At 40.7% G+C, this 22,968-nt stretch carries 14 protein-coding genes; 3 read left to right on the top strand and 11 right to left on the bottom strand.

Features of this window, described 5'->3' with window-relative positions:
- The first annotated feature begins 770 nt into the window (after nt 1–770).
- Entirely contained in the window at nt 771–4,052 is a 3,282-nt protein-coding gene (locus S4054249_RS22685) for a TonB-dependent receptor (RefSeq protein WP_046357530.1), read from the top strand.
- Nucleotides 4,053–4,153: 101 nt separating this feature from the next.
- On the opposite strand, the gene S4054249_RS22680 is transcribed toward S4054249_RS22685, so the two are convergent.
- The 4 genes from S4054249_RS22680 to S4054249_RS22665 form a co-directional block, all read right to left on the bottom strand.
- Nucleotides 4,154–4,744 carry a hypothetical protein gene (locus tag S4054249_RS22680; RefSeq protein WP_046357498.1) on the bottom strand — a complete coding sequence of 197 codons (591 nt, stop codon included), beginning with the start codon at nt 4,742–4,744 and terminating at the stop codon, nt 4,154–4,156.
- Nucleotides 4,745–4,936: 192 nt separating this feature from the next.
- Nucleotides 4,937–5,590 carry a hypothetical protein gene (locus S4054249_RS22675; RefSeq protein ID WP_046357497.1) on the bottom strand — a complete coding sequence of 218 codons (654 nt, stop codon included), beginning with the start codon at nt 5,588–5,590 and terminating at the stop codon, nt 4,937–4,939.
- 185 nt (nt 5,591–5,775) lie between these two features.
- A complete protein-coding gene (locus S4054249_RS22670; RefSeq protein ID WP_046357496.1) occupies nt 5,776–6,249 on the bottom strand; it encodes a hypothetical protein in 474 nt (157 codons plus the stop codon).
- A gap of 51 nt (nt 6,250–6,300) precedes the next feature.
- Nucleotides 6,301–7,407 (bottom strand): M35 family metallo-endopeptidase, encoded by a 1,107-nt coding sequence (locus S4054249_RS22665; RefSeq protein WP_046357495.1) that lies wholly within the window; start codon nt 7,405–7,407, stop codon nt 6,301–6,303.
- Nucleotides 7,408–7,797: 390 nt separating this feature from the next.
- On the opposite strand from S4054249_RS22665, the gene S4054249_RS22660 reads away from it, so the two are divergent.
- On the top strand, nt 7,798–9,756 hold the full coding sequence (locus S4054249_RS22660; protein ID WP_052961081.1) for a methyl-accepting chemotaxis protein: 1,959 nt from the start codon (nt 7,798–7,800) through the stop codon (nt 9,754–9,756).
- Between the two features lie 88 nt (nt 9,757–9,844).
- Here the strand turns inward: S4054249_RS22660 and S4054249_RS22655 are convergent, their stop codons facing one another.
- From S4054249_RS22655 to S4054249_RS22645, 3 genes are read right to left on the bottom strand one after another with little or no spacing between them, the layout of a single operon-like run.
- Nucleotides 9,845–10,945: an NAD(P)/FAD-dependent oxidoreductase gene (locus S4054249_RS22655; RefSeq protein ID WP_063881478.1), complete on the bottom strand. Its 1,101-nt coding sequence runs from the start codon at nt 10,943–10,945 to the stop codon at nt 9,845–9,847.
- A gap of 9 nt (nt 10,946–10,954) precedes the next feature.
- A complete protein-coding gene (locus S4054249_RS22650) occupies nt 10,955–13,111 on the bottom strand; it encodes a LodA/GoxA family CTQ-dependent oxidase (protein ID WP_046357613.1) in 2,157 nt (718 codons plus the stop codon).
- A complete protein-coding gene (locus tag S4054249_RS22645) occupies nt 13,104–14,129 on the bottom strand; it encodes a ferritin-like domain-containing protein (RefSeq protein WP_052961092.1) in 1,026 nt (341 codons plus the stop codon). Before S4054249_RS22645 ends, S4054249_RS22650 begins: the two co-directional genes overlap by 8 nt.
- A 392-nt stretch (nt 14,130–14,521) precedes the next feature.
- Here S4054249_RS22645 and S4054249_RS22640 point away from each other — a divergent pair, with 392 nt between their 5' ends.
- On the top strand, nt 14,522–16,420 hold the full coding sequence (locus S4054249_RS22640) for a di-heme oxidoredictase family protein (protein WP_046357614.1): 1,899 nt from the start codon (nt 14,522–14,524) through the stop codon (nt 16,418–16,420).
- 145 nt (nt 16,421–16,565) lie between these two features.
- On the opposite strand, the gene S4054249_RS22635 is transcribed toward S4054249_RS22640, so the two are convergent.
- The 4 genes from S4054249_RS22635 to S4054249_RS22620 form a co-directional block, all read right to left on the bottom strand.
- Nucleotides 16,566–17,159 (bottom strand): pentapeptide repeat-containing protein, encoded by a 594-nt coding sequence (locus S4054249_RS22635; RefSeq protein ID WP_052961093.1) that lies wholly within the window; start codon nt 17,157–17,159, stop codon nt 16,566–16,568.
- A 251-nt stretch (nt 17,160–17,410) separates the two neighbouring features.
- On the bottom strand, nt 17,411–19,024 hold the full coding sequence (locus S4054249_RS22630) for an alkaline phosphatase (protein ID WP_080928432.1): 1,614 nt from the start codon (nt 19,022–19,024) through the stop codon (nt 17,411–17,413).
- 19 nt (nt 19,025–19,043) lie between these two features.
- Nucleotides 19,044–20,099 carry an alkaline phosphatase D family protein gene (locus S4054249_RS22625; RefSeq protein WP_046357615.1) on the bottom strand — a complete coding sequence of 352 codons (1,056 nt, stop codon included), beginning with the start codon at nt 20,097–20,099 and terminating at the stop codon, nt 19,044–19,046.
- Between the two features lie 346 nt (nt 20,100–20,445).
- Nucleotides 20,446–22,797, bottom strand: coding sequence for a TonB-dependent receptor domain-containing protein (locus tag S4054249_RS22620; protein ID WP_046357616.1), 2,352 nt, complete (start codon nt 22,795–22,797; stop codon nt 20,446–20,448).
- Nucleotides 22,798–22,968 lie beyond the last annotated feature (171 nt).

Raw genomic sequence — 22,968 nt, 5'->3', positions numbered from 1 at the left:
TTGAAAATAAACATAATTACCATACCTTACATATATATAAGACAAACTTATTACTTATGTAACGTCTAGATTATATAGCGCCCAAAGCACTGTAAATAAAAACAGTACCCCATAAAAAAATTGCTTAACAACTAAAATATATACGCAAAATATGTGTATTTTTTATTCTTTTTGATGATAATTACTTTGATAACTTAATCAAGCTTGAGTTATAATGCGCGCCCATAATTGCACAAAACCAAAGGGTGATTAGTTCTACTCTATGATGTTCTTAGGACGTTTGACTGTAACTTTCAAACTACTGACTTGAACGAGGGGAGCGAACTTTAAAGCACACTTAATTGAATACACAGGATGAATGTCCGGTAAATTCAATTTATTTATTACATAACAGTGTGTCAGCCTGTAAAGATGATCGGAAAGACTAGAAAGTGGTAAGTCAGTACGTAATGTTGTTAAAAATTAAAATTGCAAATTTCGTGAACCCGCGTGTCAAACGCTTGGTGATGGATCCCCTATCTTCTCTAAACCTAGTTCATCCTGGTCAATATACTCTTTGGTACAAAAAAAACTAAAAGCAGTCATTCCTATCTATTGAAATTCATACGCGACCAACTTCAAGTTAGCCTCCTTTTGGAAGCTCGCTTTTTTTTGGCCTGAAAACGTAGATAGGATAAAGCAGTTTTTGACCCGCTATGAGATGTACAAATCACATAGCTGGCTTAATTAAATTTAAATTGAAACAACCTAAACACACGGGAAACAACACAATGAAAAACGTTCGCTTATCGAAAGTGGCCGGCGCTCTAGCACTCGCTATAGGTGTGTCAGCAAGTGCATTCGCATCTGACACGTCATCAGCAATGCGTGGTAAAATTACAACACCAAATGGTGACGCTGCCGCTAACGTTAAAGTTACGGTTATTCACGAGCCAACAGGCACAATTAACACTTTTACAACCAATGACTCAGGTGCGTTCATCGCAAAAGGCCTTCGAGTTGGTGGTCCTTACCGAGTAGTGATTGATTCTGATACATATTCAGATGCAGAGCTTAACGGTATCGAACTTAAGCTAGGTGATACACACCGTCTTACAAGACAGTTAGAACCATTACAAACAATCGAAAAAATTCAAGTAAGCGGTTATACGTTAGTTCAACAAGCTGGCGGCTCAAGCAGCGTTTTTGGTGAAGACACCATTAACAACGTACCTAGTTTCAACAATGATATTAAAGACGTTGCACGCCTGAACCCACTTGCAAGCATTAATGGTAACGGCGAGTTAACTATTGCAGGTAACAACCCAAGAACCAATGCTTTAACGGTTGATGGTATTGGTCAAAACGATGACTTTGGTTTGAATTTTGGCGGTTACCCAACAGCTCAACCACCAGTTGCACTTGATGCAATCGAACAGATCTCTGTTGACAGCTCTCCTTTTTCAGCTAAAAAAGGTAACTTTGGTGGTGGTACCATCAATGCAGTAACAAAGTCTGGCTCAAATGAGTTCACTTTCTCAGGTTTTTACGAAACAAGCACGCCTAGCCTTGCAGGTAAAGTAGATAACATCTCTGAAGCTAAATACAAAGATCACGTTAAAGACGAAAACGGTGAGATCATTCACTACGCTGGCTCTAACAAGCTAGACGAAGATGGTCACAAAACATTTGAAGTTTCAAGCACAGATCCAATTGAAACTGAAGCAAGAATGGGCTTTAGCACTGGCGGTGCAATCATCAAAGACGAGCTATTTTTCTTCGTGAACTACAACTCTTGGAAACAAGAGAGAGAAATGGACTATGGCTTTGATGGTTCAGGTACTTCACATGAATTTGATATCTCTGAGCAGGATTACAACAGATTCAATAGTATCTTAAACGAGACTTACGGCCTACAAGACGAGCTTGGTGGTGATCCTGAGAATACCAGTGACAGCCTACTTGTTAAACTTAGCTGGAACATCAGCGACCTGCACCGCGCAGACTTTACTTACCAGTGGCAAGACGAAGAGAGCGATAAAGGGTATGCAACGGGTGGTAACACCATTACTATGGCTTCAAGCCGCTACCAATATGTAACTAAGTTCAATAACTTCGCTACTAAACTATATTCAGATTGGTCTGATGATTTCTCAACAGAAATTGGCCTTGCATATAAAGATGTTTCAAACAACAGCCTTACAAATTCAGATTTAGGTCAGATCCAAGTTTACCTAAACAATAGTGACCGAGGTGAGTCTATCCAGTTTGGTCGTGACGATATTCGTCACATCAACGTATCTGAGACTGAAACGTACGCTTTCACATTCGATGCAACTTACTTAATGGGCGATCACGAGATCAACTTTGGTGCTCAACTGGAAAGCAAACGTCTTTATAACCTATTTGGTCAAAACTCAATGGGTACTTGGAAGTTCGGCAGCTTAGATGATTTTGAAAACAAAAAGCTTTATCAAAACAGATGGGATGACTATCAGTTCTCATACATGAATGCAAATTCAAATAATGTAAATGATTTAGCGTATGATGCAACACGTGAGCAACTAGCACTTTATATAGAAGACAAGTTCTATTTGACAGATGATCTAGAAATCACAGCAGGTGTTCGTTACGAGCGTCTATCATCAAATGATAAGCCGAACCTTAACGAGAATTTCCTGAAAACATACGGACACACAAACCAAGAAAACCTCGATGGCGCAGACATCATTCTTCCGCGTATTGGCTTTAAGTTCTACGCAACGGATGCATTAACAATTAATGGTGGCATTGGTCGTTTCCAAGGTGGTATCCCGAACGTTTGGTTTAACAACCCATTCCAAAAAGATGGCATCACCCAGGTTGTTGCAAATCAAGATGACATCAATGCCTACTTTGCTAATGTAGAGCAAGTTGACATCACACGTGTACCTGAAGGAATTCAATCGACGCTTACTGAAGGTGCAGGTAACACAGCTTATACAGATCCAGACTTTAAACTACCTTCAAGCATCCGTGCTCAGATTGGTTTCGAATATGAATTCGATTCAGAACTATTAGGTGATGGCTTCAAATGGTCTGCTGAAATTGCATACCAAAATAAGCAAGACGAAGCCGTTTGGCACAATACTGCGATTGAGGCAGTGATGGAGAACGGTGAAGTTGTTCGTTCTGACACGGGCCGTGTCATCTATCAAAGCATTTACGCAAATGACCCTGTACGTAAAGACAATCACGACATCATGATGACGAATTCAGATCTTGATGCACGTTCAATCATCTTCTCAACAGCAATTGCCAAGCAATTTGATAACGGACTTTACGTTTCAGCAAGTTATACACACCAAGATGTTGAAGACATTGCGCCAGGTAGTGCTTCACAAGCCGAAGGCAACTATAAGCACGCTACAACTCACAGCCGTAACGTAGACTTAGTTGGCCGTGGTCACTACGAAGTTGAACATAGCTTAAAACTAAACTTACGTTATGAAACTGAGTTCTTTGAAGGTTATGCATCGAAGTTCAACATGTTCTTTGAACGTCGCTCTGGTCGTCCATTTAGCTACACTATGGGCTCATACAATGATGGCGATTTTGGTGATACACGTGGTCTAGACAGAACTTCAGCATACCTTGCATATATCCCAACAGGTCCTGATGATGCAAACGTTAACTGGGAAAAATCTAAATTGTCATGGGATGAGTTAGAAGCACTTCTTAACAGAGCCGGTATTTCAGAGCGTGGCCAATTACTTGACCGTAATACAGGTACTCAGCCTTGGGTTACAACAATGGACGTAAGCTTTACTCAAGAAGTGCCTGGTTTCTATAAAGAGCACAAAGGTGAAGTTTACTTCATGATTGAAAACTTCGCGAACCTACTTAACAGCGATTGGGGTGTTGAGAAGAGACTTGGCTACAGCGACCAAAAACTATATGATTTTGGTGGTCTAGAAGACGGTCAGCTAGTTATTGACCCTCGTTACCAAGGCTCAGACGTTCGTAACTACTCTCAGATCACCAAAGGTGCTTCTGCATGGCAAGCTAAAATTGGTATCCGCTACTCTTTCTAATAGCGTGAAGATTTAGTTTTAAAAGGCCAACTTATGTTGGCCTTTTTATTGTACGTTTGAAAATTATGTTAAATTAGAGCTAACCCTGTTTTAGGCAGTATTTAGTCACATCCAACACGCTTCTGTTCATGCTTGATAAAATCACTAACTCGATTTGCATTAAAAGGTAAATGCTCAACAGGCTCATCCCCTTGCGGGTATGACTTGGCTCTTGCAAGTAATGCATTTGCTAGCGCTTCACACTCTTTATCTTTTTCACCCAAAGCGTAATATGCTGTCGATAGACTCATATACAACTGAGTCTGTAAGTCATAATTGGCCTCTGTTCCGTTGTACGTTAACGCTTTTAAAATGTGCTCAATTGCATGTTGATATCTATTTTCATAAGTCGCACCAGGATCATGAAAGCCCCAAAGGCTAAAAAATTTTTTATGCTTTTTAAGCAACGGCGATACATAAAAGTGCCCATAGTATTTATGGGCTGTAACCAAACACTCGTTATTTTGGATCTGATTACAATACTCAATGACCCGATTAAGATTATAATCAATTCGGCCTGGGGTAACGCCTTTTTTTAACAAACGAGCCGCGTTGAAAATATCCTTATCAGCTTTAGCCTGATCATATGTTGCTTCGCAACCGCTCAATATTGTAGCCGTAGCAGCTATTGATAAAATTGTTTTTATACTCATTACTTCTCTGATATCAGTTGGTAATATTGGCGTTACTATAATTCATATAAGTTGCACGCCTAAGTTTGGTATTTAGGGTGTCTAATGTATGTAACATAATAAAATCACTATACTTTCCTTCAATAAAGACTCTGTTGACCGAGCAATAATAAGACCTATCAAGTGCCTTACATACCACAGGCTATACAGTACCTAACTTTTTATGGTTAATTTGTCACATCCAGCTCTTTGCTTTTGGTATTCTATATAATCACTCAAGCGCTCAAAACTCAAAGGGACTTTTTCAACAGAGATATCATCATTTGGATAAGCTTCTAAATGGAAAGCTAAGCTTTTGTCTAATGCATCACATTCTTTAATTGGATCTGCAATTAAGTAATAGCTTAAAGATAATTGTATATAAAGAAGTGAAATGGCCTCTTGGTCATTCGTGCTATCCAGATAGCTGATCGCTTTTTTAAAATGTTTGGCTGAATAATGGTATTTATTTTCATAAGTAACGTTTGGCTCGATAAAGCCATTTTTCAAGTAATAATCTTGCTCTGCGATGACTCTTTTTGAACGATATAGATGGCCATAATATTGATGTGCTACAGATAAACAATCTTTGTCTTCCTCTTTAGTACATATCTTAATCGCATTTTGGAGGCGACGCTCATTACTGACAGGGTTTCCCGATCGCTCTATTGATTGGCCAGTATTATGTAAATTAGCGTATACATGAAATAAATCTACAGTACTACTACATCCATTTAATAGCAGAAACAAACCACACATCATCAGGCCGAAAATGGTTTTTTTTGTATTTTTAAACTCGTGATTTGGATTGGTAACTTTCAATGACATAATAAGCGCTTGATAAAAATAAACCGTGCCATTGTATGCTATAAACACTGAAAATGGATATCAAAACAAGCTCGCTATGGTTTCGATCGCTCAATTTAAATACGCTTAGAGTGAAAATCACTGTTATTGTAATATATTTATCGACTCCACAATCCCATCCAAAGACATATGTTAAACGTTCGAATCTATGGCCGTATTGGTAAAAGACTTACCGAGCAGTACGCCTCCAATTTTTCTGGATGAACTAAATTATTTTGGTAGGTGATTGTAAGCGGTGCTTCAACATCAAACTGATAAGCTTGTGCTAAATCTATTAAAGCTACTTTTGTTTCATTGGGTAAAAACGTTATGTAGTCATCTTCATCCGCAGCTGAACGTTTAGCCATCGGCCCTAAGTAATCGAGTTTCTTTCCATTTTGTTCAACGAGTAGAAATTTACTCCACCATCCCTCAAATGGTGTATGCCATGTTAACACCCGCACCGAGCTATCAGACATATTGGTAAATCTAAACTCTACAGGGTAACCCATATTTGGAAAGGTGGCGTTTGCCTGAGCAATGTCGCACTCAAAATTGCTATCTATACCAATATTAAAGGTATTATCCTTGCACCCTGTTATAAAGAGTGACGCTATCAAGCACATCCATTGTTTTTTCATATATTCTAGGGCACGACGGTGCGCACCCTACTCCGTTGATACTAATTACGATTAATTTTGATAAGGTGTATTTTCAGCAAAATATTCGTAACTGTCTGCATTTTCGATTGCTTTTTTAACATCTGACGATGCTAACTGCTTTGCACCACTGTGTCCATAGGCATGGTCATCAGTGCCGGCGACCGCATTGAAATGACTGACTTCATGAATAATGGTACCTGCTTGAGAGTCTGTACCGGTACGTGGAGCTCCCCAAAACGCACCACAAAAATAGATTTTATAAGGCTGTGAAGGGTAAACGTAGGCATACGTACCAGAACTGGTGCAACTACAATCAAATGATAATGGTTTATTTTTAATTGCATCTGTAGTCTCGGTAAAGTTGTCCTCAACTCGCTCATGTGCTTTAGTTAACCACAAAAAACCAACTCTCACAGTTGGGTCTCCAAACCAAGTGGTATAACGAGCTGAGTTTTCTAATTGGCTTGTGCTTCTGCCAGTCAAATAGCTGGTCGCATTAGCAGACATCGTTTTTGCACTGCTCCAAGCTGAATTAATAGTGGATTTTTGACTGTTACTACAAGACGTGTAACTGGTGGTTGCGAAAATTAAGTCGGTTTGCAAGTCATCATTATCAAATACCTGCACTTCACCGTCTAACCAAGTCACAGCAACATTCGATTTAAGTGCGCTGACTTTACGAGGCAACGATTTGCTTGTAAAAGCCTGTATGTCTTTATTTCGATACAAATGTATAGATTCAGCATTGTAGCTTATTTCGTATTGCCCAGGTGCAGAAAAGTCATATAGTGCTGACAACTCGATTTTATAGCGCACACTCTCACCAGGTAAAATCTCTAAGTAATCCTGTTCAGTTGGTGCTCTACGTTTATAAAGCGCGCCTAAGTAAGGCACCTCTTTTCCATCTCTCTTAACAGAAAATAAATCTCCTGAAATTCCCTCATCAGCAGTTGCCCACTTTAATAAATCGACAGACTTACTTTCATGATTTGTCAATTCAAGTTCAATATGTATATCCCCATCAATGCTGTGAAGCTGCTGTGCAAATTGTATCGTTGCACTGACATTTTGCGCATTAGCAAAACAAGACAGTAATAAAGCACTCGAAACACAAGATAATTTTAAAATACGCATCATAACAATTTTCCTTTTTTAATATATGCAGCTCTAAGATAGATCAATTTTTAATCTAAAACCAACATTAAATTAACCTTAAATGAATTTATTAATCCCAATCAACGTAATACAACATATCGATTTATTAACCAGAAAAGGACAAAGGAAATACGCTAAATACATATAAATTATGCCGTCGGTTATGACGACAGGAGTCAATCGTTCCAACTTCAAATTGAATATTCTAGAAACTTCTACATCAGTACATGATGAAATAATTTATATAATCACTTATATGACTGAATAATATAAAAAACCAGAATATAATTGCGCTAAAATCACCAATTAGACTGTTCCAATTTGAAGATCTACCAAAAACTATACTTATCATTTGCTTCTGTAGTAAGCTTAATGTTCATCAGCAGTGTGATTATTTGGGCTAAGTCTCAATCTCTCACTGATACTCAAAACGAAATAAAAACAGATGACGTGCCCGGCGTTATTTACTATATGCAATTGAATGCAACGCTTGCTGAAATCGAGACACATTTATTGAGTTATCTTGCAGGAGAGGAAGAAAGTAAGCATGCATTTTACCAAGCACATAAAAGATTCAATTTAGTACTTTCTGATCTTAAACCTCTAGAATCAGCAACAATCTCCGACAGAGAAAAAATACAAAAAGTTTCAGATTTGTCCCGAGAAATTAAAAGTCAAGCACATACTCATATCTTCAATATATATAACCCTTCAATGCAGAAGTCTGCATTTTCTGCAGTCGATAAACTAGAAAACCAACAAGTTGCGCAAATATCAAAACTACTCAAACGACTGAAACAACAAGAGTTCGAAGATGCAATGAGATCCGCTGACCTCCAAGAAACTCTTGCTGATGACTTGCCAGGTGTAAAACTTTACTTTGAGCTATACAGTGCTCAGGCAATGATGATCGCATCATTGACTGAGTACATTACGGGAGAGGTCGATGAAAAGGGTTCATTTGAACAAGCGTCGATTCAGTTTAAAAAGCACTTAACTGCATTAAAACCCCTTGAAAATAAAAGACAAGAAATCGATGATTTAGCACAAGTGGAAAAGTTGTTTGAAGCAATTTATCAGCACGCCCAATCTGTCTTTGCTCAATACGACCCCAGTGTTTCAGTCCAGGCGAAACAAGTCGTTAGGCAGCTTCGACAAGTCCAGTTTAAAGAGCTTAAAACCATTTTAAATCGTTCAAGTGAAGAAGAAAAAAATGATAGTATTCAGGCTTTGATAACCTTATCAGCAGGCATGTCATTGATGGGCAGCACCATTGTGATCGCAACATGTATCGCAGCCCTTCTAAGTATGTTAATTGCTTACAAATTAAGTCATTCCATTAGTAACAGACTCAACACGCTGTTGACTGTATCCAAGCAGACCGCAAATGGGAATATTTCTACAACTAAACTTGAGCCTAAAGGAAGGGATGAAATTGACGATTTAGCTCATGCCTCTAATGATATGACAAGTTCATTAAACAGCTTAATCACTCAAATAGGACAGTTAGCAGGTCTAGTAAATATTGCGTCGAAAGAGATTGCGAGATCAAATGACAGTATTTCTACGCGCAGTCAGGCAAGCTCAGAGCAGTCTACCTTGATTGCCACGGCAATAGAGGAAATGAGCACCAGTATCGCAGATGTCGCAAGACAAAGCCAAGATGCAAATACACAAGCCAGCCAAGCGAAAGAGCTAGCATTGCAAGGCGGAAAAGTGGTGGACCAAACCATCTCTGAAATTGACGATGCTTCACAAGCTGTACAAAAAACGTCTGAACAAGTCATCAATTTAGGGGAACTAGGTGCACAAATAGAAGAAGTGATGGGTGTGATCAGCAGCATTGCTGAACAAACAAATCTACTCGCGCTTAATGCTGCTATCGAAGCTGCACGTGCTGGCGAGCAAGGTCGGGGATTCTCGGTCGTCGCTGATGAAGTACGCACACTGGCAGAGCGGACCTCACAAGCGACCAATCAAATTGTTGAAACAGTCCAGACTATTCAACAGCAGACAACTCAAGCGGTGAATGCAATGCAAAACAGTGTGGACAAGGTATCAGGGTGTGTGCACTCAGCACAGCAAGCTGGCAACTCCCTATATGCAATTGTAGACAGTGCAACCAGCATTGCTGACATGGTCCAGTCTATCGCGACAGCAACAGAGGAACAATCTGTGGTTTCCAGAGAAATGGCACTAGAAGTTGTAAAAATAGAAGAAAGCAGTAAATCCACTTTTGATGATACTCAATTAGCATCGGTTGAGGCGAATAAACTCGCTGAGCAAGCACAAGCTTTATCAAGTTCTGTTGGCCAGTTTAAACTGCGATAGTCATATCGACATATTTCAAAATACTGCGGTACTTTTTATTACCGCAGTAAATTATGACCATATTGTGTGCATAAAGATAGAACTGACATTAACTTGCTCGTCGATTAGTCCAAAACTCTGCTTCATTCCAACGTTGCTCTTGCTGGTAAAAATAGGCCCGTTGCTCTAAGTAATTTATGAAATCACTCGCAACGCTTTTTCGATAATCAATTAACAAACCTGGATCGCCCTCAAGCCATTGTATAATGGCGGGTGCAGCTTGCAAGCCATTTGATAGCGCTTTATAAATACCTTGTGAGCTAATCGGATCATAACATGAAGCAGCGTCCCCCACTGCACACCAACCACTTCCTGCCGGCGGATTTAATATACTTGAGGGTGTTTTCCAACTGTTTAAGCGCTTTGGCGCACGGAGGCCATAAGTGCGTGATTTGACGTATTGAGTCTGTTCAAGCAGTGAAAACCAGCTAGCAGGATCTTTTGCCCTAAACGCTTTGAGCAGATTAGCATCGCTGGTAAGGCTAACAATAAGCTGGTTGTTTGGCAGTGCTGCACAATACCACCAGCCATATTCAACAGCTTCTAATAAAGTCAGTTTATTTTCTCCAAGCTTTGTATCTTCACAGTTAAAGTAGGCTGCGATACTCATCATGGAGTCGTGCGTGTTAACCTGGGCACCAAATTTACGAGCCAACTTCGCTGACTGACCTGTTGCATCAACCACAAAACGACTACGGATGTCTTGGCCAGTTACAAAACTAAGTTGTATTGGGTATAAAGCCCCTTGATTGACAGCAACATCATCAAATCGATTATTTTCTATAAGCTCGCCACCTGATTTTTGAAACTGTAATGCCATAAACGAATCAAATCGACAACGATCTAAATGCCAACCATGACCATGTGGGTTAAATACATTATCGTTAAAGCCCAGACTTGAGTCTCCCCAACAAGAATAGCTACCCAAGCAGTGCTCGTGGTTCTGAAGAATAAAATCATGGGCAATACCTAAACGCTGGAAGAGCTTAATTGTATCTGGTGGTATGCTCTCGCCTACTTTAGGCTTTGAATAGGTACCCGCCTCTACGGCTAGTACCTTTTCAAGACCTAAGTTTTTTAGCGCGATCCCCGCTGCCATGCCAGCAGGACCTCCTCCAATTATGACGACGTCGTAACAAAAATCGCGCATAACAACTCCTTATTTTTTGCGTGTTGCGCTACCGCTACCAGCCAATAAAGGCCAAGGTTTGGGTGGGGCCAGCATAGGTTCATCGCCTGTTAAACGGCTTTCAACTTCCAAATACACATCGGGTTCGTAAGAGCGATTATCATCAATAATGGTCGCTTGGACGACAACGCCGATGTCATCCCATTTAGTCAACATGTCTCTGTATTCCCAAAAACGTCCTGCGTTCGCCAAATCATGCTTATCACTTGGCGTATTTTCTAGCGGATATGTACCTGTGCCTCTTACAGAATAACGCTGAGGTGGCAGCGTTTGGGTTTCAGTATCATAATCCTGAGCGACATACACGGTAACAGGGCGCTGTGCAGGCCAAGACCAGTACAAGGTCTCTGATTTAAGCTCATTGGGAGATGTTTGATGAATTGCACAAGAGTTATAATCAGCATGCCAAGGTAAAGCCATGAATTTAGTGGCGTCGCCTGGTTCTAACCCTAAATGCTCAACCGCTTCATGACGTGGCACCCAACCTAACCCCAAAAACGCGGTGTGCGTATTATCAATGTTTGCATAGTTAAGTGGCTTATGTTTTATCCTAAAAGGACCGGCCCCCGATTGCCAATCTTGATACATCGCCGTCTCTCGGATAATCCAAGTCATATCGATCCCAGGACTGAATCTCCCTCCGAGACAGTTTTGTAATGTCGCTCTATCTAAATACTCACCTTCTCCCAACTTTTGCTTCGCAGTATCGACATATTGGTGATTAGACCAACTATGTAAAAACTGATATTGCGTGATGGTCGGAGTTAAAAATGGTTTACCTCCAGCTGCACTTGAGTCACCAAGTGATAAAGGCATCAATGGTGCGCCTTCATCGATTGACTGAGATCGCCAAGTCGCTTCTGTACCAGGGTTTGGCTGCCGAATATATGCGAGTCCCGCCAAGATTGTCGTATCGGGATCATCGCTCGCTTTAATTGAATCTACTGACTTATGTGCCTGAACTGCTATCTCCGGTAAGTATGCATTCCAAAGTTGTTGTCCAGTGGCCTTAAAAATTGGCTTTATATGATCATCAAACGCAGGTTTGTAGTCAGGATTAAACTTACCGCCACTGAAGACTTCAGGCTGCAAATTCAGTTTCCTTACAAAGGTGTCATAAGCTTCATCAAATAAAGAAACAACATTCAAAGTTTGTGGCGCATAACTTGGGTCTGTGACAACCACCCAACCGCCAAAGACTTCTTCCGTTGAGCCATCTTCAAATTCAACCACCGCTGTAACAGGGCCATCCGAAGTATCATCAAACCATTGGTCATTGTTAACAGGCCCATCTATAGGAACGGGTTTATCTATGTTATCTAAACGCCAACCTACCGCCTTTCCATAACCTCCAGCCACTATAAGACGACCATTTTCATCCGTATGCATGCCCCCAAGGCTGGTTATCCCTGTCGCAGTAGTATTTTTTTGCAGACGCGCACCTTTGCAATCCGATAGTTTTTCCCCTTTCTCAGGTACATCTAAATAATCAAAGTGCATAAAAGGAAATGAAACCGGATAATCTTCAACGCTTACTTTGTCACCAGCTTGTAGGTAAGCAGCTTGCTTTTGGCTTTTGCTGTCGAACTCTGCCGTTCTACATTCGTTATCAAGCACTCTGGGACCTGCATCAATGACTAGACGCCGCAATCTACTTTCATTGTATGGGTCTAAGCCTTCTGCCAAGTTTCTTAACACTGGAAAGTTGCTATTTTCATATGCAACGACGCCGTGGTCGTCATCATTCACAAACCAAGCTGCTTTTTTATTGGCTAAATGAACACACCATTTAATGTCAGTGACAGTTTTTCCTTGTATGACTGAGCCTATTGTAACTTCTTGGTTTTCTGCTTTTTCTGGATAACTTGGCTTATCGATATCACTGTATGCAAATATCCGAAAGCGTGCAGCTTGGCGTTTAAACGCGCCATGTTTGTCCCTGAGTTGAGAGCTTTTAATAACCTCTCCAGATTCGGGGTCAAGTGGTAGACCACCAGTGGTTTTATCATCTGGCTTGTTAGGTTGCTTCAAAGCGGCAATGCTCTCTGGAGCTAGATAAAACTCCTCGCTATTACCAACACGTGCGATCCCAATTGCTGGGTGTACTCTAAAAATTGCCTTAGACATGAGTTTGCTCCTTGTCACCATCTGACAGAGCAAACATAGGAAGAACACCATTTTGCCAACATGCCGCTATCGCAGCACCATTTTTATACATGACTGTAGGAAAATCATCAGGGGTTTTACCCGTGGTAAATGTTTGGTTCATGATTTCTAAAAATTCATTAAAATGTGATAACTGAATTTGTTGAAGTTTTCTCTGTCTTTCCCCGTACGCCTGAATTGGATAAGTGTCTGGTAAAGGTTGCTTTAGTAAATAGGTGAATTTTTCGTAGTGATCCCACGTCGGCTGAATGTCATCAACACGGTTTTGGTATTCCGGCGGTATATACTGTTCGTCTTTTTTAATCCCCTCGCCTTGGTCGACAATCAAATTAATTAAATTATTTACTTGGGGTAACCCCTTCTCTTTGGAGTCAGTGATTGTTAACTGAGTATCTGGGTAAAATCGTTCAAAGTGATTAACTTGCTTATGATTTCCTATAATACATTCTTTCAACAACTCACAGCCATGTGCGATAGCATCATATAACTCACCGATAGAGCCATATTCATCCGTAGCTTGTAGGCTGTTTGAGCCAGACCAATCTGGATACTCAATGATACACATGGTATTAAGCCGTTGAATGTCAAATGCACCAATTGCTGTCGAGTAAGGATGATAGATATTTTTTGGATTTGGCTCATCTAAGTCAAAATCTAAGTGAGGGATCTCAGCACCATACAAAGGTGCCTGTATCTTCAGTTTGGTACCATACGCATTGGCAATATTTGCCGCGCTTTGCATATGCAGCATCTCTTGATTTACTACGGACTTGATCAATCGACCAGCTTCTGTAGATTGATCTTTTATTGAATACATTGCCGACATGTAAAATGGAATAGTATACAACTCTACATCTACAGCCCACTGTAAGTGAGCCTGCAACGCTGGTAGAGTCCAGTCCTCATCACTTGCTACTTTTTTTGGCTTGTTCAGATTTTTCGCCTTCAAATATGGCGAAGGGTTTTGAAGATTAATCATGATAATTCCTTTATGAGTTTAGCCTCTCTCAACCGGTTTATAATTCTGAAATTGCATATATTTTTTAAATATATACTCTCTATAAACGCATGATTTAAGGAGGCTTTGACGGTACATAAGGTGTAATTAAAAAGCGGTAAACGAACCTATATCAATATTCAAATCAACAGCCAGACCCAAGCTATCGAAAGATAAATTTGATGATACTTAGTGAATTACTCGCCCCAACGAAAAGCTAGTACCAATGAGGGAAAAAGACATTACACAATATTACGCCGAAACACAGACCTGATGTAACAAAGTGTAATAACAAAAAGTTGTTCCTATCTTATTATTCTCTGAGTGTTCTTTTTTGAACATGCAATTTACGTCACAATGAGCAAGGGATTATCATGAAAAACCGTCCAAGCATATCAAACGGCAAACTTAAGATCGGGCTGGCATCTACCGCTTTAGCTTTTACGATTGTTGGCTGCAATGTTTATACACAAGATGAAAAAGCTGAAGATCCAAAGGGCTTTAAATTTACAAAATCAGGTATACGAGAAATATCAACAGATTTATACGTGCCTTTCCCTAAAGGAGGAGAAGAAACACCCCAGCGTCTACCCAACATTGAACAAGATGATCTACTCGCTGGGAAGTATAGTCTCGCTCAACTACTCGAGGCTGGACAAAACCAATTTAACGTCCCTTTTGACCCGATAAATGGTCATGGTGAAGGACCAAAAGGACCACGTTCAAAGCAAAGAGCTATTTGGAATAGTCGCGGTGGGACTATCAAAGACCCAGCAGCTTGGCCTTTTTTACGCGTTAACGGTTTGGACTCTCAAAGTTGTTTTGAGTGCCACAATACCATAGGCCAATACAGCCCTCCAGGCGCGAAAACAGTGGCGCAAGTCAGAAAACCAGCTGCACAAGGTGGTTCCGCGGGGCTTGCCAGTAATGCTTTTATCAATGACCAGTTCCCAGAAGCACTCGAACAATTGTTGATCAAAAACCCAAGTACGAAAGCGGTAATGACAAAATTTGTACGAAACCCACCTCATGTATTTGGTACAGGCTATACGCAACGCCTAGCGACTGAGATGACGACTGAATTAAAAGCACAAGTCGAAGCGGCAAATATCGCGGCCTTATTACATCACAACAAAGAACATAGTATTTCCCTCAAATCCAAAGGAATAGAATTTGGCCGTTACTCAGTCTCCTGTACAAGTGACAATTTCGAAGACTGTCACCCGGTTAAAGAGCACATCGTCGGGGTGCAAGATGACTTGGTTGTTAGACCATTCCAATGGGGCGGGATAGCTTCAACAGTAAGGCATTTTGCGCGAGATGCGTTAGATTTCCACTTCAGTGTACAGGCGGTAGAAAAAGTAGGAAATAAAGATTGCGATCTCGATGGCTTGATAAATGAGATCTCTGTGGGCAATGTTTCAGCCTTAACAGCCTATGTGACTATGTTCAGACCACCGAATCAAGTTATCGATTTCAACAATGCGCCAGATATTGAACTGGGCAGGAAGCATTTTGAGCAAGTTGGCTGTATCAATTGTCACGCCTCTACCTTAAAGATGGACAATCCAACCTTAACAATTATGACTCCGCCTGAAGTGCCTAATAGCGAACCGTGCCCACGTGAAGTTGCACAGCTTAGCAACCCTATTGACGGACTAACAGATTCTGCAAAAGAAGCGACCATGCAAGTCAAACGCGCCTTTAATAGCAATAAGTTAATCGCTTTACGGCGCTCGACAGGCCGAGTGACCGCTGAGCAACTATACCAAGCTGTTTTGCCTGAGCTGCATGATGCGAATGTGAAATTCCTTGCTAAGAGCAACTTTCAAATTGACTTAAATCTGAGTAAATTTAAAAGAGGAATGCTACCTGATTACGTGTGGCCAAGATTAGATTATACTCCTGGTCAACCGACATCTGTACCTCTGTATAGTGACTTAAAACTACACTATATGGGTAAGCGGTTATCAGATGATTACCCTCAACCAACTGATACAGAGGGATATGAAGCAAAACCTGGCGTATACGTAACAAGACCTTTGTGGGGAGTGGCAGACACAGCACCATATATGCATGATGGCAGAGCTCGTACACTTACAGAGGCCATCCAATTGCATGGTGTGAATGGCAGTGATGCTAAGTCCGTTTACGACAACTTCAATAAATTGCGTAAAGAAGAACAACAGCAGCTCATTAAGTTTTTAGAGAGTCTTCGTTTACCGATTCAAGAGGGTGTCAAAGAAGCAGAGTACCTCAGTGCTGCTAGATAATGACTGTGCTTTTTAATAATCACAGCTCACGTACGATGGGGCACTATCGATATAAGCAAAGTTACTTTATGCGTATAATCCAAATAGAGTGACCCATCAAGTTAATATGGATAAGGCCATTTGTTTGGCCTTTTACCAGGGCAAATTATACCAATTCAACCTCTAAGCAATTAAGCAGTCTCGTTGCTTCAAAACGGTCAAATTTAGCTTTGTTGATTGTGTTGCTAAATATATCGATATCAAAGCCTGTCGCATTTGAAAAGTCTGTGGCTGAGAGGTTAGTGCTAGAAAACATTGATCCAGCGAACTCGCTGTCTTTGAAGCTTGCGCTTGCAAAGTCGCCATCTCTGAAGTCTACACCACGCGCGACACAGCGTTCTATTACGACACCTTGCAACTGTAAACCATAAAAAGAACTGTCATTGAGTATGCAATCGTAAAACTTGATTGGCGCGCTAAGCATTAGCCTAGGCCAAGCGGCTTTGGTCCAATCAATACCAATTGCTTTGGAATCACGAAAGACCACATCTGAAAACTGACTATAGTGCATTTTTGCAAGGCTTAAATTGCACTTAATAAACTCACAATCAACAAATTTACAACTGCGAAAACTGGTTTCTGAGAAGTTGCAGCCTATAAAAGTACAATTTTCAAACTCTTTAGATATGAATTCATCTGTGGAAAAATCTTCACCATCAAATGTCTTTGACCACAATTCATCGTGTTCATGAATACTCAATTTACTTCCTTTTTAATTTGCTCGACTCGTCTATGTGTATTCTAACGTCAAAAGTTAAATTTTGTCCTATAAATGAAAAATAGATTTTTGCAAAAGGCTCCCCTACGCGATTAAAAAAAGATGAAACCTGCCAACTCCCTGCGAATCAAATGAATCGATACATCCAGCTAAATTTCACTGCACCAATATTTATTGGGGCGCATTAATCTCCCTTTGACTTAACTCAATACCCTAAAAAAAGCTGACATGGTCTAATACCCAAACAGAACTCGTTGCATTATCTTGCCAAGCTCAACATGAGTATGTAATCCATTGAACTGTTCAATAGCATATGAGGGACCTAAAGCAAAAACACCTACCGGAGTGTGCGTGTGCGTGCCAGTCGACCATACGATATTTTGTTTCGCAGCAAGCGCCCTACCAATTAAATTTAATGGTCTTTCATTAAGATAAACATAAAATGGGGCAAAATCATTTATCTTACCAGCTGTTTTGAGGCCTAAACTTTTATGTCCCCGTTTAAAAAAGGCATTTTTCTGCTCTGCTAAAATAGCGTTCGCATCTGTGTTATCTATTTTGAATTCACTGTTTTGATTAACTATTTCTACTAACTGTTCTGCCTCAGGATGCGCTTTGCCTCCCTTAGCAGCTTTCCACATCTCAGCATAGCTTCGCTTTTGCAAATAAAGTTTATCTAATATCGCAAGCTCACCAAAATTATAATTAGGTTTATATACATCTCTATTTAAATTATCGAGCTGCACAGCTTGCGGTAAATTCATACCACTATAACTAAAGCCAAACCCACCCGTTTCATGGTCAGCGGTTACAATCACGACAGTATCGTCTCTGCCATTTGCCCATTGTAAAACTGATTCAACCGCACTATCGAACTTCAACATCTCGTGTAACAAAGTACCTGCATCGTTGTTGTGACCAGCCCAGTCAATTTGACCGCCTTCTACCATCAAGAAGAACCCTTTTGGATTTTTTGATAACTTTTTGATGGCAACTTCGGTCATATCTCGTAGACTTGGTTGGCCTAAATAACGTTTATTAGACGCTTCAATACCATCCACCATCGCACTGTTAGCAAACAAACCTAATATACGTCCTCTTTGCGCCTCTAGCAGTTGGCTTTTAGTAAAGACTAATTCATAACCCTGATTTTCAGCTTGTTGCAAAATATTGTTGCTATCTTGTCGTTTTGATTTTAATGATAAACCACTGTTTGCAAGTTTGGTCTCCAAAACAGTTTGTTGAGCTGATAAAACATAAGCTTTGGGTATGAAATGACGTAATCCGCCAGACAACATAACGTCAACAGAGTCACTAAGTACCATCTGCTCTGCGATTGCATTTTCCATAGAGCGATGAATTTGGTGTGACGCAAAGGCCGCTGGCGTTGCATGCGTCAGTCTGGTATCAGAAACTAGCCCCGTTGATTTACCAAATGCTTTTGCTTTTTGCAAAATCGTCGGCACTTTGTGTCCCGCACGATTTAACCCTATCATCTCACTACCTGAAGCAACACCTGTCGCTAATTGGGTTGCAGAGCACGCAGAGTCGACAACCAATTTATCAGCAGGCCCATGCAGAGATAACCCCGTTACCCCCTGATTGGCAAGTTTCGCTATCGCACTACTTTCACCTTGATAAACAGACTGCGGCGCTCGTGTCGCATACTCTTCCAACAAACCCACTTGCTGTGGACCCATGCCGTCACCAATTAATAAGATGACGTTTTTAATTTGTGGCGATGATATTTTTTCTTGATAAGCATTACTTTCAATTAGTTTGCATCCGCAAAGACTAAGAGGTAAAACAACAGATAGTGGCAATAATTTTTTTAACCCTAACAGCATTTCGAATACTCCCCACAAACTAATTAAATTGCAGCGATGAAAGTGGCATGCTCTGCAGGTGTGTAACATCCCCTTGAATATCCTTAAGCCCGAATCGAATATTCGGGTCAGCTTGTTCCCAATCAATTTCTATAAAGCCGTAATTGACTTGAGCTGTATACGCGCCTACACGGTGGCGGTTAGGGCTTACATCTTTCCATTTTTGCGTCAAGCCTGAGCTTGTGATCTCCCAAAGCGGATAGCCATGTTTAGAATCGTATCTCGACAATTCTCCCCAATGGGTGTCACCACTGATCATCAGTACACCACCAATTTTATGCTTCTCGATAAAGTCAAAGAGCCTTTGTCTATCAGCTGGAAAGTTTGCCCAGCTTTCCCACCCGGTGAAGTCTGGAATGAGCTGTAAGCTCGAAGCGATTATTTTCACCTTTGCTGGTTTTAAAAGTTCTTTTTCGAGCCATTGCCACTGTGCCTCGCCCAACATAGTGGTCTTATTATCAACAGGTCGATAAGGGCCTTTATTATTAAAAAAGCTACCAACCCAATAGCTTAACTGTCCAATCGAGTTAAGCTCAGGCCGATTCCAACGTAAGTCAGGCAGGATCACTTGCACATTTTGATGCTGATCGCCATACATATACGAAGTATAAATACCAGACGAACGTGTGCGTCTTGGACTATTTTCCGGCTCATCCCAAAAGTCCAACATAATTTGGCGAGATTGCTCCTTAAAGAGATACTCTTTACCCGCGTCATTTTCACCATAATCATGGTCATCCCAAATGGCGATGGTCGGCGTTGTCGAACGCAGCGTTTTAAACCCCTCTTTGCTTCCCAATTTTTGATATTTAGCGGCTAGCTCAGTCATATTCTCGGTGTCGCCATACACATTATCACCAAGAAACACAAATAGGTCCGACTGCTCTGTGTTAATTGCATCAAAAACCGGAATATCTTTGTCTTGGTGGCTACATGAACCAAATAAAATTTTATCAATGGAGCCTGTCGCCTCAGCATTGGCAGCTAAACAACCAAAGACAAATAGTGTAGATAGCAAGGAACGTCTGAAATTCATGCGCTTATGACCTCAAGTTAGTACTGCCTGCCTGTGATTGACGTTAACTCAATAATTCCCGCTTTATTGCTGAGCCAATAGAGTTTCACGTTGGACAGATAGTTACTTTTGTTTAGTTGAATTCTTACTTAAATGTATTTTTTTAAAAAAGAGCTAAGTAGTCAGGGGAAGGAGAATACTTAGCTCTCGTGCGGCATAGTGTTTTAGAGCGAGTTACGCAGTGATATCCATGCTTACGCGGTATGCACAACTCAAGAGCCTATCAACAACTATTAATATCCTTTCATACCGCAGTCATGGGCGAAAGAGATGACGAATGAGTTTTATCGTCCGTCATCAATAAAGATTAAAAACGTGTTTGGAAGTTAATAGCAGCAGTGCGTGGCGCACCAATCCAGCCACCCCAACCGCCTGCAACACTACCAATATAACTTTCATCAAATAGGTTGTTCACTGTTAAGCGAATTGAGGCACCTTTGAGCACACCAACTTCTTCTAAATCTACAGCTACATATAAATCACTTACTGCATAAGCATCAATACGTTGAGTATTGTCTGCGTCCATCCAACGCTCACCAATCCACTTCGTAGACAGGCCCGCTGAGTAAATATCAGATTGCCAGTCAAGTGATAAAACAGCCATGTCTTCTACTGAGCCAAATACTGTGTTGCCGGCTTTAATATCAACTGTACCATCGGTGTACTCTGAGTCATTACTTGTGTATGACATGTATACAGACAGAGATTGCGTTGGATAATATGTTAGTGATGCTTCAACACCTGATGATTCGATACCACCCGTATTGATGTACTGACCACTAGTACCAACTAGGTAATCGTTACCAGATGCAGACTCAGGGGCAACAAACGTCAAACGGTTTTGAAAATCGATGCTATATAAGGTGATGCTGGCATCAAAATCGCTATTGTCATAACGGATACCAAAGTCCATATTTTCAGCCGTTTCTGGTTCGATGTTACCAAGTGCTGATGCATCCGCTTCTAGTACTTGGTCTTTAATTGCTGCAAAGTTCTCAGCGTAACCCGCAAATACTTCTAAACCTTCTACAGGCGTATACCAAACAGCACCCGCTGATAACAATGTATCTGAATCTGAATTAACTGACTTATTGGTACTTGTGAATTTGTCATGGCTGTCTAAATCAACTAAGTACTTTTTCACACCTGCACGCAATGTTACCGTATCCATCTCTATCGAGTCTTCAAGGTATAACATGGTTGTTTCTACTGGGTATGTACGGTCGTACTGTATCCAATATGGGTTGTGGTCAAAGTCAAAGCTGCTTTTTGAGTCTATGATTTTGTGCCAATCACGATACTCAGAGCGCTCGTAATCTTCATACCAAATACCGCCACGTAAGATGTTGTTGTAGTCACCAATCTTGGTTTCCCAAGTCAGGTCTGCATTAATACCAAAACGTTCTTTTTCATAGTGGCTATTACGGTATGATCCCACTGGGCGTGCGCTCGCAGCGTAGCAATTTGGATCATATTCAGCATCTGCACCGCCATATGGGAAAGTGATTGAACTTTCGCAACCTTTCATTGGCTGAAGTGATTTACCGTCTGCATCAACAAAATAAATCTTACCTAAAGAACTACCACCTTGATAAGTAGTACCTGATACAAGCTCTGAATGGCCATTCGCGCCATCATGATTCACATCGACGATATAAGGTGGTACCCAGTCACCACGGCCTTGGTTTTTATGGAAGTAAGCATTAGCAGTGACCTCCACTTCGCCAAACATAGTGTCGACTTCTATGTAACCAAATAAGTTCTCACGCAGTGTTGACCAACCGCGACGATACACCTGATCAATATAAGGAATTCCTGTCCACTCACCAGTTAGTCCATCTGACTCTGGATTTTGTTTGAAGCTTTCCAATGAAACACGCTGATAGTTATCTTCATGAACGTCGTCGTAAGAAAGGTATGCTGTGATCTCCAAATCACTGTCCATACCTTTAACAAATTTAGCTGCAAAGTGGTCACGAGTGTTTTCTGCTGTGCCTGTGATCCAGTCGCTATTGCTGGAGTTTGAATAGCTCAACCAGCCATAGGTATCATCCATTACTTCGCCGGTTTCAATTCGCATATAGTATTTTTGTGCATCGAAATTTGCCAAAGATACACTTGCAACAATACCCTGCTCAGTACTTGGGTCTATTGTCGTAAAGTTTAGCGTACCGCCAAGTGCTTCGTTAGAACGAGAGCCGATATCTGCCGTACCTTGAGACACTTCAACCGCCATTAGGTTTTCAGTATCGATATAACGGTTTGCTTTAGCACCTCCACCATAATTAGAATTACCGTTTGAAATACCATCAATGGTAATACCTACTTGTTGCTCATCTAAGCTCAGCTGAAAACCACGAATTGATACTGTTGTTGACCAATCGTCAGAACCAAATGTATCACCTTCATTGATTAACACACCTGGTAAGTTATCAATCATTGCCATCGCACTGGTCATTGATGACTGTTGCTTAAACATTTCTTCAGAAGTTGCGTTATTTGCGTAAGAAACACTTTTACCAACAACCATAATCTCTTCGATTTGCTGGTCCGCTTTTACTTGATCATCTTCTGCAAAAGCCGGTGCCGATAAAGCGGCTGCGACCGCCATTGCCAGCATAGATATTTTTGTAGAGCCTGTAGAGTATAAAGTTTTCATTATAATTCCCGAAAGTGATTGGTACATACCAAAATTACGAACGGGGCAAATCTTAGTTCTGTATCATTACAGGGACTTTACAGAAATATGTAAGTTTAAAAACAATTGGTATGGACCAAAATTTATTAAGATGAGTTTCTATTTTGTTAAGTATGTTGTAATGTGATAACA

Source organism: Pseudoalteromonas luteoviolacea, assembly GCF_001750165.1.
Taxonomy (GTDB): domain Bacteria; phylum Pseudomonadota; class Gammaproteobacteria; order Enterobacterales; family Alteromonadaceae; genus Pseudoalteromonas; species Pseudoalteromonas luteoviolacea_G.
This window is presented reverse-complemented; position numbering and strand designations above follow the sequence as displayed.